We start from the raw sequence: 13772 nt of genomic DNA, 5'->3' as shown, positions 1-13772 counted from the left end.
CAAAGCCGGAAGCAAAGCCGGAAGCAAAGCCGGAAGCAAAGCCGGAAGCAAAGCCGGAAGCAAAGCCCGAACCCGTCCCGGCCAAGCCTTGATTTTGTAGAGTCGAGCCATGCTCGACTGATCTACGAACGAGCGGGTGAGCGTGGAGCCGGCCAGCGGCCGGCACTATCAGGGGTCAGAATCCGTGCCGCTTGCGCAGGCGGCGCGCGATCGCGGCGCGCACGTACACGCCATACACCACGCCGAACACGAAGCCGCCGATGTGCGCCCACCAGGCCACCATGCCGAAGCTGGGGCCGATATGGGCGAACACCACCTGCAGCGCGGCCCAGACGCCGATCAGCAGGTAGGCCGGGGCGCGCACGAACTCCAGGAACAGGCCCAGCGGGATCACCACGCCCAGCCGGGCACCGGGGAACAGGGCCAGATAGGCGCCGATCAGCGCCGACACCGCGCCGCTGGCGCCGATGATGATCTGGTCCGGGCTGCCCATGGTGTAGATCGCCACCAGGTTGGACACCGCGCCGCCTACCAGGAACAGCAGCAGCAACCGCCAGGGTCCCAGCACCCGCTCGGCGGGGAGGCCGAAGATCAGCAGGAACACCAGGTTGCCCAGCAGGTGCGACCAGTCGGCGTGCAGGAACAGCGCAGTGAACAGGCGCAGCACGCTGCCGTCCTGCAGGGTCGCCCACCAGTCCAGCGGACGGGTCAGGCCGGTGGACAGGGCGCCCCAGTCCAGCCAGAGACTGCCGCGGGCATCGTCCGGGCGCGAGATCGACCACAGGAATGCCAGCCACAGTGACGCGAACAGCACGGGCGTGGCCCAGCGCAGGGCCGCCTTCTTGCGCGACGGGAGGGAGACGAACATGCCAATAGCCTAGCGTGCGGCCACGTTCGGTGGGGATGGTCCTGTTCAGCTTTTGAGACGAAAAAACCGCCTGCGCTGTTATTGTTTCATTAACAGCTCTGGGTAATACTCGCATACGGCGTCGTATGTCGGGAGGGGAATCCGGCGCGCTCCGAAGGGCTTCAGGGCCGGTCGGGCGCAGGCGCACTCAGAGCACCATCACCGCTTACCGGAGAGAGAGAACTACGATGCAAACCGCTTCCACCATTGCCCGACTGACCCTGCTGGCCGTCGGCGTTGCCGGTGCGCTGGCCGCTGCCGATGCCAATGCTGCCGCCTTCCAGCTGAAGGAAAACAGCGCCAAGGGCCTGGGCCGCGCGTTCGCCGGCTCCACCTCGACCGAAGGTGACGCCTCGGTCATCGCCACCAACCCGGCCTCCATGCGCCTGCTCGATGGCACCCTGCTGCAGGGCGACGTCAGCGCCATCAGCTTCGGCGCCAAGTTCCGCGGCCAGGGCAAGTACGCCAACGGCGCCCCGATTTCCGGTGGCAACGGCGGCGACGCCGGCATGATCGCCCCGGTTCCGGCCGCGTACTTCCACGTGCCGTTCGGCGAGAACGACAACATGCACTTCGGTGCTTCGCTGACCGTGCCGTTCGGTTTCAAGACCGAATACGACCGCGACTGGGTCGGCCGCTACAACGGCGTCAAGACCGAGCTGCAGGCCATCGACCTGGGCGTGGCGTTCTCCTATGACGTCAACCCGTACCTGTCGTTCGGTGCTTCGGTGTTCGCCGAGCGCCTGAACGTCGACCTGACCAGCGCTGTCGACACCGGCACCGCGATCAACGCCACTGCCCAGCGCACCGCTGCGGCGCGTGTGCTGGCTGCCGGCGGCACCGCGGCCCAGGCTGCGGCGGCCTCGCAGGCCGCTGCACGCCAGGCCGCCCAGCTCGGCTTCTCGCCGGGCACCGCCGATGGCTACCTGCGCATCAAGGGCGATGAAGTGTCGGTCGGCTACACCCTGGGCATGACGGTCACCCCGGTGGAAGGCACCAACATCGCGTTCAGCTACCGCTCGAAGGTCGAGCACAAGATCACCGACGGCAAGGCGGACTTCACCATTCCGCAGAATGCGGCGGCCTTCCTGGCCACTGCTGCCCCGGGTACCTTCATCGACAGCAACGGTCGCGCGACCATCACCCTGCCGGCCAGCGCCACCGTGGGCTTCACCCACCGTGTGAACGACCAGTGGCAGATCATGGCTGAAGTCACGCGCACCGCGTGGAGCAAGTTCGACCAGGTCGTCGTCGATTACGACTCCAACCAGCCGGACAGCGTGCTGCCGTTCCACTACCGTGACACCACCTTCGCGTCGATCGGTACCGATTTCCGCGTGAACGACAAGCTGACCCTGCGTGGCGGCCTGGCCTATGACCAGACCCCGACCACCGATGCCCACCGCGACGTGCGCGTGCCGGACACCACCCGCAAGTGGCTGTCGCTGGGCATGACCTACGCCGCTTCGGACAAGATGGAATACAGCGTGGGCTACACCCACCTGTTCACCAAGGATCCGAACATCACCTCGACCTCGGCCACCGGCAACACCGTGACCGGCAAGTACAAGGTCAGCGGCGACGTGCTGGCGGCGTCGATGCAGTACAAGTTCTGATTCGGGCGATTGCCTGGAGCAGTACGAAGGAGGCCCCGCGCAAGCGGGGCCTTTCTTTTTGTGGGGACGGGCCGGGGCGTCCACGCAGCGCAAGGATCCACGACAATAGCGACATGAACCTGTCCGATCCGAACTTCCAGCTGGAGCTGGCTGCCAACATCGCCGTCGCCGGCTCGATCCTGCTGGCCGGCCGCAACAACGTGCACACCTGGTGGCTGGGCATCGTCGGCTGCGCCTTGTTTGCTGCCGTGTTCGAACGATCGCATCTGTATGCGGACATGGTGCTGCAGTTCTTCTTCATCGCCATCAGCGTGCTGGGCTGGTGGCAGTGGCTGCGTGGTGACCATGGCGCGCCGTTGCCGATCACTTCATTGCGGCCGCGCGCCTGGGCCTGGCTGGCGCCGCTGGCGGTAGTGGCCACGTTCGGCTACGGCTGGATGCTGACCCGCCTGACCAATGCCTATGCGCCGTACATCGATTCGGCGGTGCTGATGTTGAGTGTGATCGCGCAGATCCTGATGATGCGACGCAAGCTGGAATCGTGGTGGGTATGGCTGCTGGTGAACACCGTTGCGGTGCCGCTCTACTACAGCCGTGGCCTGCACCTGACCTCGATCCTGTATGTGGGCTTCTGGATCAACGCGCTGGTCGCCTTGCGCCATTGGCGGCACCTGATGCGGGACGAGGCCAGGGCGGCCGATGCCGCTGCCTGAGCGCGTTGCACGCGGCCTGGTGGTGGGCAAGTTCTGCCCGCTGCATCGCGGCCATGAACGACTGATCGACTTCGCCGCCACGCGCTGCCAGCAGCTGCTGGTGATCGGCTGGTCGCAGCCGGGCTTTGCCGGCTACAGCGCTGCGCGCCGCGAGCGATGGCTGCGTGCGCGTTTCCCGCAGGCCACGGTAGCGGTGCTTGACGACGCGCGACTGGCCGCATTGTGCGCGCAGCATGGCTTGCCAGTGCGAGCGCTGCCGCAGGACAGTGATGACGAACAGGTGCAGCGTGACTTTACCGCCTGGCTGTGCCTGAACCTGTTCGGTGGACCGGTGCAGGCGGTGTACACCGGTGAGGACTACGGTGACGGCTTCGCGCAGGCACTGGCCACGCACTTCGGTGCGCCGGTACGCCATGAGCGGCTCGAACGTGCATTAGACGTCGGGCAGGCCTGCGGCACCCAGCTGCGCAGCGATCCGCATGCGCATCGCCATGGGCTCGCACCGCAGGTGTATGCCGACCATGTACAGCGCGTGGCCTTCATCGGTGGCGAGTCCAGCGGCAAGACCACGCTGGCCCGCGTGCTGGCCGAGCGTCTGCAGACTGTCTGGGTGCCGGAGTATGGCCGCACGCTGTGGGAGCAGCGAGGCGGAGAGCTGACGCCGGGCGATCTGCTGCGCATCGCAATGACACAGCCACAGCACGAAGACGAAGCTGTGCGGCGTGCGCATCGCTGGCTGTTCTGCGATACCACGCCGCTGGTGACGCTGGGCTACAGCGGCTGGATGTTTGGCACGGCGCCGCAGCCGCTGCGGCAAGCGGCACGACGACGCTACGACCTGCTGTTCCTGTGCGCGCCGGATATTCCGTTTGACCAGGATGGCACGCGCGTGGGCAAAGCCTTCCGGACGCAGCAGCATGCGTGGTACCTGGAGCAGCTGCAGGCAGAGGGTGTCGAGCATGTGCTGCTGGAAGGCGATCTGGAGACGCGCATCGCACGCGTGCAGGGCGAGTTGGCGAAGCGGGCGGACAATCGGTTCAGTGTGGCCCAGCCTCTGTAGAGCCGAGCCCATGCTCGGCTCAGCAGGAACCCAAAGCACAAAAAACCCCGCGTTCGCGGGGTTTTTTGTTTACTGCATCAAGCAGGCGATCAGTCGCCCAGGGTCAGCAGCGAGGCGTTGCCGCCGGCGGCTGTGGTGTTCACCGTCACCGTCTTTTCGGTAGCGAAGCGCAGCAGGTAGTGCGGGCCGCCGGCCTTCGGGCCGGTGCCGGACAGGCCCTGGCCGCCGAACGGCTGCACGCCGACCACCGCGCCGATCTGGTTGCGGTTGACGTAGACGTTGCCGACGTGGACGCCGTTGCTGATGCGATCAACGGTCTCGTCGATGCGCGAATGCACGCCCAGGGTCAGGCCGTAGCCGGTGGCATTGATCTGGTCGATCACCGCGTCGAGCTGGTCGCCCTTCCAGCGGATCACGTGCAGGACCGGCCCGAAGATTTCCTTGTGCAGCTGGCCCAGGTCCTTCAGTTCATACGCGCGCGGTGCGAAGAAGGTGCCATTGGCCGCTTCGGCGGACAGCTCGGCGGCCGCGATCAGGCGCGCTTCGCGGTCCATGCGCTCGGCGTGGTCCTGCAGGATCTTCAGCGCGTCGGCGTCGATCACCGGGCCGACGTCGGTGGACAGCAGGCCCGGGTTGCCGACCTTCAGTTCCTTCATCGCGCCGGCCAGCATGGTCATCACCTTGTCGGCGATGTCGTCCTGCACGAACAGCACGCGCGCGGCCGAGCAACGCTGGCCGGCGGAGGTGAAGGCCGAACCGATCGCGTCCTTGACCAGCTGTTCCGGCAGCGCCGAGGAGTCGGCGATGAAGGCATTCTGGCCGCCGGTCTCGGCGATCAGCACACCGATGGCGGCGTCACGCGCGGCCATGGCGCGGTTGATCGCACGTGCGGTGTCGGTGGAGCCGGTGAAGGCCACGCCGGCCACGCGCGGGTCGGCGGTCAGTGCGGCACCGACGGTGGCGCCGTCGCCCGGCAGGTACTGCACCACCTCGGCCGGCACGCCAGCTTCGTGCAGCAGCTTCACCGCGTAGTAGCCGATCAGGTTGGTCTGTTCGGCCGGCTTGGCGATGACGCTGTTGCCGGCGGCCAGTGCAGCAGCGACCTGGCCCAGGAAGATCGCCAGCGGGAAGTTCCACGGGCTGATGCAGACGAACACGCCACGGCCGTGCAGCTGCAGCTCGTTGGACTCACCGGTCGGGCTGGGCAGCTTCTCGGCGTGGCTGAACTGCTCGCGCGCCTGCTTGGCGTAGTAGCGCAGGAAGTCCACGGCTTCGCGCACTTCGGCGATGCTGTCGGGCAGGCTCTTGCCGGCTTCCTTCACGCACAGCGCCATGAACTCCGGCATGCGCGCTTCCAGCTGGTCGGCGGCGTGCTCGAGGATGGCGGCGCGGCTGGCGGCCGGGGTGCGGTTCCAGGCCGGCTGCGCGGCTACGGCATTCGCCAGCGCCTTCTGCACGGTGGCGGCATCGGCGGCCAGCCACTGGCCGACCACTTCGCGGGTGTCGGCCGGGTTGGTCACCGGCAGCGAGGCGCCGGCCGGGTTCGCACCCGGTACCAGCGGGGCGGCCTGCCACGGCTTCACGGCCGCGTTGAGCTGCTCGGCGAGGGCGCGCAGTTCGTTGTCGTTGGCGAGGTTGGCGCCCATGGAGTTCTTCCTGTCGTGGTTCTGGCTGCGCAGCAGGTCTACCGGCAGCGGGATCTTGGGATGCGGAATCGAAGCGAACGAGGCGACCATCTCGACCGGATCGCGGATCAGGTCGGCGATCGGCACGCGCTCATCGGTGATGCGGTTGACGAAGCTGGAGTTGGCGCCGTTTTCCAGCAGGCGGCGCACCAGGTACGGCAGCAGGTCTTCATGCGAACCGACCGGGGCGTACACGCGGCAGGGCAGGCCCAGGCGATCGGCCGGCACCACTTCGGCGTACAGGTCATCGCCCATGCCGTGCAGCTTCTGGTGCTCGTACACGCCACCGTTGGCGATGCTGCGCACCGCAGCGATGGTGTGCGCGTTGTGCGTGGCGAACATCGGGTAGATCGCGTCGGCATGGGTGAACAGGCGCTTGGCGCATGCCAGGTAGGACACGTCGGTGTTCTGCTTGCGGGTGAACACCGGGTAGCCCGGATAGCCTTCGATCTGCGCGCGCTTGATCTCGGCATCCCAATAGGCGCCCTTGACCAGGCGCACCTGCAGGCGGCGACCGGCGCGGCGCGCCATGTCGGCCAGGTGGTCGATCGTGTACGGCGTGCGCTTCTGGTAGGCCTGCACGACCACGCCGAAGCCGTCCCAGCCGGCCAGCGAGGCGTCGGAGAACACCTGCTCGATGATGTCCAGCGACAGTTCCAGGCGGTCGGACTCTTCGGCGTCGACGGTGCAGCCGATGCCGTAGCTCTTGGCCAGCTGCGCCAGCTCCAGCACGCCCGGCACCAGGTCCTTCAGCACGCGCTCGCGCTTGGCGTGCTCGTAGCGCGGGTACAGCGCTGACAGCTTGATCGAGATGCCCGGTGCGTTGTTGACGTCGCCATCCGGGCGGCCGCCGCGGGCCTTGTGATCACCGCCGATGGCGTGGATCGCGCGACGGTAGTCTTCCAGGTAGCGCAGCGCGTCCTTCATGGTCAGCGCGCCTTCGCCCAGCATGTCGAAGGAGTAGCGGTAGTTCGCGTTGTCGCCCTTGTGCGAGCGCGACAGCGCCTCGCTGATGGTGCGGCCCATGACGAACTGGTGGCCCATGATCTTCATCGCCTGGCGCACGGCCAGGCGCACCACCGGCTCACCGACGCGGCCGACCAGGCGCTTGAACGCGCTGGGCGCATCGGCGCGGGTGGCGTCGTTCATCTGTACCAGCTTGCCGGTCAGCATCAGGCCCCAGGTGGAGGCGTTGACCAGCACCGAGTCGCTGCCGCCCAGGTGCTTTTCCCAGTCGGCATCGGCCAGCTTGTCGCGGATCAGCTTGTCGGCGGTGTCCTGGTCCGGAATGCGCAGCAGCGCTTCGGCCACGCACATCAGCAGCACGCCTTCTTCGCTGCCCAGGTCGTACTGGCGCATGAAGGCTTCGATCGCGCCCTGGTCCTTGGCACGCACGCGCACGCGGCCGACCAGGTCGGCGGCCAGCGCCTGCACCCTGGCCTGCTCGTCGGCCGGCAGCCGGGCCTGCGCCAGCAGCTCGCGGACGTGGCTGGCCTCGTCCTTCAACCAGGCATCGGTGATGGCCTGGCGGAACGGGTTGGGGGGCGCCGGCAGTTCCGGCGACAGCAGCACGCCGGGACGCTGGGCGTCGCTGGCGGCAGGGGAGGAGGAAGGTGCGTTCATGCCGGTCCGGCCAATGGAAAACTTGGCGATTTTAATCATTTTTGCGGGTTGCGGAAGTGCCCCACAGCCACCTTCGTGAAGGGCTGATAGCCCCTAACGGTGGTGTATTCAGCGTGTTCAGCAAGCCCGGCAATATTTGTGCTGAATTCGGCATTCGCGCCGCCGACCCCATGCTGTGTTGCAGCATGGGAAAAAGTGTGAATGCACCCTTGCTACCGGCGAGAGGGCGGGGCTACCATCGAGACGTTTCCCGCGGCAGGAACGCGGTTGCGACATGATCGAGGTGCTTCCAGCTCCGGATGGGTCAGGTACGCAGCTGCGGCTGCGTCCCCCACGGGCGCTCGATGCCCGGCAGTTCGTCCTGTTGTTCACCGTGTTGTCGGGTGCGATGTGGCTGGTGTCCGCCCTCGGGTGGTTGGCCGGCAATGCATTCGCCCCCCTGTTCGCGCTGCTGTACAGCCTGGTGCTGGCGGCGGCACTGCGTGCCTTGTGGCGCAGCGGTGAACGGCAGGAGGAGATCCGGGTAGTGCCGGCGTACGTGGAGGTCATCCCCGTACCCGGTGGATCGCCGGTGTTCCGGGCCCACCCCCACTGGGTGCGCCTGCTCACCGGCGATGAGAGGGTCCGGCTGGCATCCAGCGGCCGGCAGGTGGAGGTGGGGAGTTTCCTCGCGCCGGCCGAACGTCAGACGCTCGCAGAGACACTTGAAAGCTTGCTCGCCGCCAGCGATGGCGGCAACCGACGACGCTAAGGGTCTAGGCAATGAAGCAAAGCAGCAGGTGGGGCACGAAGTGCGTTGCAGCGGTCACCGCCATGGTGGCCGGGGGACTGATGCCGGCGTTGGCCTGGGCCCAGGCGGCCGATCCCAAGCCGTGGCAGCTGAACATGGGCAAGGGGGTGACCCAGACCTCGCGCCTGGCCTGGGAATCGAACAATCTCTCGTTGATCATCTGCACGGTGATCGGCGTCATCGTGTTCGGTGCGATGGCCTACGCCATCTTCAAGTTCCGCAAATCCAAGGGGGCAGTCGCCGCCACCTTCAGCCACAACACCAAGGCCGAGATCATCTGGACGGTGATCCCGGTGATCATCCTGATCGTGATGGCGTGGCCGGCCACGGCCAACCTGATCAAGATGTACGACACCCGCGATGCCGAGATGACGGTCAAGGTCACCGGCTACCAGTGGATGTGGAAGTACGAATACCTCGGCGAGAACGTCACCTTCACCAGCCGCCTGGACCGCGAGTCCGACCGCGTGCGTCAAAGTGGCATCGTGCCGACCCGTGAAAGCCATCCGCACTACCTGCTGGATGTCGACAACCGGCTGGTGCTGCCGGTCGACACCAAGGTGCGCTTCGTCATCACCTCCGACGACGTGATCCACGCCTGGTGGGTGCCGGCGCTGGGCTGGAAGCAGGATGCCATTCCCGGCTTCATCAACGAAGCCTGGACCAGCATCGAGCAGCCTGGCGTGTACCGCGGCCAGTGCGCCGAGCTGTGCGGAAAGGACCACGGCTTCATGCCGATCGTGGTCGAGGCGGTGTCCAAGGAGGAATTCAAACAGTGGCTGGCGCAGCGCAAGCCGGCGCCGGCTGCCGCGCCGGCCACGCCTGCGGCACCTGCCGAACCGGCTGCACCGGCGGGCGAGGCGCCGGCTGCGCCTGCTGCTGCAGAAGCGGCCAGCGCACCTGCCACTGCAGCCAGCGGCGCGTGATGTAAAGCCCGCGGCCGCCGCGGCCGTGGTGACAACCGATTCTGAGAGGTGTTTTGCAATGGCGCACTCGGCAGTTGGGCACGACGATCACCATCACCAGCAGAGTTTCTTCGAGCGTTGGTTCTTCTCGACCAACCACAAGGACATCGGCACGCTGTACCTGGGTTTCAGCTTCATCATGTTCATCATCGGCGCGGCGATGAGCGTGGTGATCCGCGCCGAGCTGGCACAGCCCGGCCTGCAGTTCGTCAAGCCCGAGTTCTTCAACCAGATGACCACCGTGCATGCGCTGGTGATGATCTTCGGTGGCGTGATGCCGGCCTTCGTTGGCCTTGCCAACTGGATGATCCCGCTGCAGATCGGCGCGCCGGACATGGCGCTGCCGCGCATGAACAACTGGTCGTTCTGGTTGCTGCCGGTGGCCTTCAGCCTGCTGCTGCTGACCCTGTTCCTGCCCGGTGGTGCGCCGGCTGGTGGCTGGACGCTGTATCCGCCGCTGTCGCTGCAGGGCGGCTACAACGTGGCCTTCAGCGTGTTCGCGATCCACGTGGCCGGCATCAGTTCGATCATGGGTGCGATCAACATCATCGCCACCGTGCTGAACATGCGTGCGCCGGGCATCGACCTGCTGAAAATGCCGATCTTCTGCTGGGCCTGGCTGATCACCGCGTTCCTGCTGATCGCGGTGATGCCGGTGCTGGCCGGTGCGGTGACCATGCTGCTGACCGACAAGTTCTTCGGCACCAGCTTCTTCAACGCCGCCGGTGGCGGTGACCCGGTGATGTACCAGCACATCTTCTGGTTCTTCGGCCACCCCGAGGTCTACATCATGATCCTGCCCGCCTTCGGCGTGGTCAGCGAGATCATCCCGACCTTCAGCCGCAAGCCGCTGTTCGGCTACCAGGCGATGGTGTACGCCACCGCGGCGATCGCGTTCCTGTCGTTCATCGTCTGGGCCCACCACATGTTCACCGTGGGCATGCCGCTGGGCGGCGAGATCTATTTCATGTTCGCCACCATGCTGATCTCGATCCCGACCGGCGTGAAGGTGTTCAACTGGGTCAGCACCATGTGGCGTGGCTCGCTGACGTTCGAGGCACCGATGCTGTGGTCGGTGGCGTTCGTCATCCTGTTCACCATCGGTGGCTTCTCCGGCCTGATGCTGGCCATCGTGGCCGCCGACTTCCAGTACCACGACACCTACTTCGTGGTCGCGCACTTCCACTACGTGCTGGTGACCGGTGCGGTGTTCGCGCTGATCGCCGCGGTGTACTACTGGTGGCCGAAGTGGACCGGGCGCATGTACAGCGAGAAGTGGGCCAAGGTGCACTTCTGGTGGTCGATCGTGTTCGTCAACCTGCTGTTCTTCCCGCAGCACTTCCTCGGCCTGGCCGGCATGCCGCGCCGCATTCCCGATTACAGCGTGGCGTTTGCCGACTGGAACCTGATCAGCTCGATCGGTGCGTTCGGCATGTTCGTCACCCCGTTCATGATGGCCGCGATCCTGCTGTCCTCGCTGCGCAACGGCGAGAAGGCCGAAGCGCGTTCCTGGGAGGGTGCACGCGGCCTGGAATGGACGCTGCCGTCGCCGGCACCGGCGCACACCTTCACCACCCCGCCGACCATCCGCCCGGGGGATCTGGCGCATGACGACATCACGCATTGAGGTGGGGCATGCATAACGAGAGCCCGCTGCAGACCTGTAGAGCCGAGCCATGCTCGGCGGATGAGAAGCAGCCGACCAGCGGTCGGCTCTACCAGGGCGGAAGCATCGAGCAGCAGCGCCAGCGTGCGAAGCGCACGGCGGTGTGGGTCGGCGCCATCGCTGTGCTGGTCTACGTCGGCTTCATCCTCAGCGGGGTGATCGGCCGATGAGCGAGGCACCGGCCAGCACACCGTCACGCAGTGCGGGGCTGCCGCGCCTGATCGGCGTGGCGGTGGCGGTGTTCCTGCTGACGTTCTCGCTGGTGCCGCTGTACCGCATTGCCTGCGAGAAGGTGTTCGGCGTGCGCCTGGAACGCGGTCCCGGTGGCGAAGCCAGCGCAGGTGCCGCGGCCGGCAAGCGCACCGTGCGGGTGGAGTTCGATGGCGGCGTCAATTCGCGCCTGCCGTGGTCGTTCCATCCCGAGCAGCTGACCATGGACGTTGTGCCCGGCGAGCTCAACGAGGCGCTGTACTTCGCCCGCAACGACAGCGCAGCTGCCGTGGTCGGCAGCGCGGTGCCTTCGGTGGCACCGGCGCGTGCGTCGGGCTTCTTCAGCAAGACCGAGTGCTTCTGTTTCACCGCGCAGACGCTGCAGGCCGGCGAGAAGCGCGACATGCCGGTGCGCTTCATCGTCGATCCGGACCTGCCGCCGGAGATCAAGACGATCACCTTGTCCTACACCTTCTACCGCAACGACGCGCTTTCCGATCGGCTGGCCCCGGCCGCCACCTCGGACGGCGCGCACGCCGCACCCTGACCCGGATACCGACATGGCCCAGACACCGACCGACGCCAACGTGTACTTCGTCCCGGCCCAGAGCAAATGGCCGTTCGTGGGTTCCATCGCCATGATGGTGACCATGGTGGGCGTGGCCAGCTGGCTCAACGATGCCAGCTGGGGACGCTGGACGTTCTACATCGGCATCGCGATGCTGGTGCTGACCCTGTTCTGGTGGTTCAGCGACGTGGTGCGCGAATCGCAGGCCGGCAACTACAACCACCAGGTCGACGGATCATTCCGGATGGGGATGATCTGGTTCATCTTCTCCGAGGTGATGTTCTTCGGCGCGTTCTTCGGCGCGCTGTTCTACACCCGCAACCTGGGCCTGTCGTGGCTCAGTGGCGAAGGCCGTGGGGTCATGACCAACGAGCTGCTCTGGCAGGGCTATTCCGCCGGATGGCCGACCAATGGCCCGGCGGCGATCGGTGGCGCGTTCCAGACCATCCCGGCCTGGGGCCTGCCACTGATCAATACGCTGATCCTGTTGACCTCCGGCGTGACCCTGACCATCGCCCACCACGCACTGAAGGCCGGCAACCGCCGCCAGCTGCTGATCTGGCTGGGCCTGACCGTGGTGCTCGGCCTGGGCTTCCTGACCCTGCAGGCAGAGGAGTACATCCATGCCTACAAGGAACTGAACCTGACGCTCGGCTCCGGCATCTACGGGTCGACGTTCTTCATGTTGACCGGCTTCCACGGCGCGCACGTGCTGCTGGGCACGATCATGCTGATCGTGATGTGGCTGCGTTCGGCCAAGGGACACTTCACCCGCGACAATCATTTCGGTTTCGAAGCCGCCGCGTGGTACTGGCACTTCGTCGACGTGGTGTGGCTGATGCTGTTCCTGTTCGTCTACGTGCTTTGATCAGGCGCGCATCGGTGGTCTCAGCCGCCGATGCCGTGTGGTTTGATCCAGCCCATGTAGATGCTCACGATCACCAGCAGGATCAACGCGACCGACACCGCGATGCGGCGCGTCAGTGCATTGACCGTGCGCTTGGTCTGCCCGCGGTCGACCAGCAGGTAGTACAGGCCGGCGCCCAGATTCCAGACGATGACGATCAGAAACGCGATTACCAGCAGGGTCTTCAGCGAATCACTCATGCGCGGCTCGAGGGCAGGGTGGATGTGCCTATCTGACCGCGTTTGCGCGGACTTGTCATGATGCGCCAGCACACGCGCGTGTTCGGATGGTTGCTGGCCGTGCTGGCGATGGCCGGATTCACCGCATTGGGGCTGTGGCAGCTGCAGCGCATGCATGCCAAACAGGCAATGTTGGATGCACAGGGTCCAGCCGTGGCACAGGCGTTGCCGCTGTCGGAGGCCCTGGCGGCGCCCGGCGCGTTGCACGGCGTGGCCGACCACGGTCGCTTCCTGCCCGGCGTGGTACTGCTGGACAACCAGATCCGGCATGGCCGCGCCGGCGTGAAGATCTATCGCCCCTTCCGCAGTGACGACGGCAGCGTGCTGCTGGTCGACCTCGGTTGGCGTGCGCTGCCGCCGGATCGCACGCTTCCGGAGGTGCCGTCGCCGCCTTCGCCGGTGGCCGTGCGCGGGCTGCTGGCACCGCCACCGTCGGCGGGACTGCTACTGGGCCCGGCGTTCTCTGCTACCGGTGAGGCCGGGCGCTGGCTGGCCAGCCGGTTGCCGGACGACGGCCTGGCGCGCGCGCTGGGGCTGCAGGCGCTACCCGACCGCGTGCTGAGGCTGGACCCGGCACTGCCCTTTGGCGACGAGCGCGATCTGGACCTGCTGCCGAACACGCTGCCGCCTCAGCGCCACCTGGGCTACGCCGTGCAGTGGTTCGGGCTGGCCCTGACCGTGCTGGTGGTGGCCGTGGTGCTGGAGCGGCGGCGGAGGCGCGTGATTACCCCGTAGTGCCGGGCGGGGGGCGGGCCCCCCCCCGGGTGACGGGCCGCCGCCCCCGGCCCGGCCCCCCCCCCGCGGGCCCCCCCCCCCCCCCACC

Annotated in this window: 13 protein-coding genes; 10 read left to right on the top strand and 3 right to left on the bottom strand. The window is 66.6% G+C overall.

From position 1 onward, the window contains the following. Positions 1 to 175: 175 nt before the first annotated feature. Complete coding sequence (locus AC5JLE_RS13165) at positions 176 to 868, bottom strand: rhomboid family intramembrane serine protease (RefSeq protein ID WP_005414994.1); 693 nt, start codon at positions 866 to 868, stop codon at positions 176 to 178. A gap of 227 nt (positions 869 to 1095) precedes the next feature. Between AC5JLE_RS13165 and AC5JLE_RS13160 the strand changes: the two genes are divergently transcribed. The 3 genes from AC5JLE_RS13160 to AC5JLE_RS13150 all read left to right on the top strand — a co-directional run bounded on the left by AC5JLE_RS13160 (position 1096) and on the right by AC5JLE_RS13150 (position 4296). Beyond that, positions 1096 to 2523, top strand: a complete 1428-nt coding sequence (locus AC5JLE_RS13160) for an outer membrane protein transport protein (protein WP_053496263.1) — start codon at positions 1096 to 1098, stop codon at positions 2521 to 2523. A gap of 113 nt (positions 2524 to 2636) precedes the next feature. Further along, complete coding sequence (pnuC, locus tag AC5JLE_RS13155; protein ID WP_241884913.1) at positions 2637 to 3236, top strand: nicotinamide riboside transporter PnuC; 600 nt, start codon at positions 2637 to 2639, stop codon at positions 3234 to 3236. After that, positions 3223 to 4296, top strand: a complete 1074-nt coding sequence (locus AC5JLE_RS13150) for an AAA family ATPase (RefSeq protein ID WP_496065354.1) — start codon at positions 3223 to 3225, stop codon at positions 4294 to 4296. The genes pnuC and AC5JLE_RS13150 overlap by 14 nt, the downstream gene beginning before the upstream one ends. Before the next feature lie 89 nt (positions 4297 to 4385). Here AC5JLE_RS13150 and putA read toward each other — a convergent pair whose 3' ends face one another. Beyond that, entirely contained in the window at positions 4386 to 7604 is a 3219-nt protein-coding gene (gene putA, locus AC5JLE_RS13145) for a bifunctional proline dehydrogenase/L-glutamate gamma-semialdehyde dehydrogenase PutA (RefSeq protein WP_014645688.1), read from the bottom strand. Positions 7605 to 7878: 274 nt separating this feature from the next. Between putA and AC5JLE_RS13140 the strand changes: the two genes are divergently transcribed. The 6 genes from AC5JLE_RS13140 to AC5JLE_RS13115 are packed head-to-tail and all read left to right on the top strand — an operon-like array spanning position 7879 to position 12671. Further along, on the top strand, positions 7879 to 8355 hold the full coding sequence (locus tag AC5JLE_RS13140; RefSeq protein ID WP_014645689.1) for a DUF2244 domain-containing protein: 477 nt from the start codon (positions 7879 to 7881) through the stop codon (positions 8353 to 8355). Between the two features lie 11 nt (positions 8356 to 8366). Further along, positions 8367 to 9320: a cytochrome c oxidase subunit II gene (gene coxB / locus AC5JLE_RS13135; RefSeq protein WP_041863004.1), complete on the top strand. Its 954-nt coding sequence runs from the start codon at positions 8367 to 8369 to the stop codon at positions 9318 to 9320. A gap of 58 nt (positions 9321 to 9378) precedes the next feature. Beyond that, positions 9379 to 10986: a cytochrome c oxidase subunit I gene (gene ctaD, locus AC5JLE_RS13130; protein WP_004153896.1), complete on the top strand. Its 1608-nt coding sequence runs from the start codon at positions 9379 to 9381 to the stop codon at positions 10984 to 10986. 8 nt (positions 10987 to 10994) lie between these two features. Then, on the top strand, positions 10995 to 11195 hold the full coding sequence (locus AC5JLE_RS13125) for a hypothetical protein (protein ID WP_032957755.1): 201 nt from the start codon (positions 10995 to 10997) through the stop codon (positions 11193 to 11195). Continuing rightward, the gene (locus AC5JLE_RS13120) at positions 11192 to 11782 is read left to right on the top strand and encodes a cytochrome c oxidase assembly protein (protein WP_014035725.1); all 591 of its coding nucleotides are present in this window, start codon (positions 11192 to 11194) and stop codon (positions 11780 to 11782) included. The genes AC5JLE_RS13125 and AC5JLE_RS13120 overlap by 4 nt, the downstream gene beginning before the upstream one ends. Before the next feature lie 13 nt (positions 11783 to 11795). Beyond that, a complete protein-coding gene (locus tag AC5JLE_RS13115; protein WP_005407793.1) occupies positions 11796 to 12671 on the top strand; it encodes a cytochrome c oxidase subunit 3 in 876 nt (291 codons plus the stop codon). 20 nt (positions 12672 to 12691) lie between these two features. Here the strand turns inward: AC5JLE_RS13115 and AC5JLE_RS13110 are convergent, their stop codons facing one another. Beyond that, a complete protein-coding gene (locus AC5JLE_RS13110) occupies positions 12692 to 12910 on the bottom strand; it encodes a twin transmembrane helix small protein (RefSeq protein WP_005412025.1) in 219 nt (72 codons plus the stop codon). A gap of 57 nt (positions 12911 to 12967) precedes the next feature. On the opposite strand from AC5JLE_RS13110, the gene AC5JLE_RS13105 reads away from it, so the two are divergent. Then, positions 12968 to 13684, top strand: coding sequence for an SURF1 family protein (locus tag AC5JLE_RS13105; protein WP_053495428.1), 717 nt, complete (start codon positions 12968 to 12970; stop codon positions 13682 to 13684). The last annotated feature ends 88 nt before the right edge of the window (positions 13685 to 13772 follow it).

The sequence above is a fragment of the Stenotrophomonas sp. genome (assembly GCF_059505245.1).
This window is presented reverse-complemented; position numbering and strand designations above follow the sequence as displayed.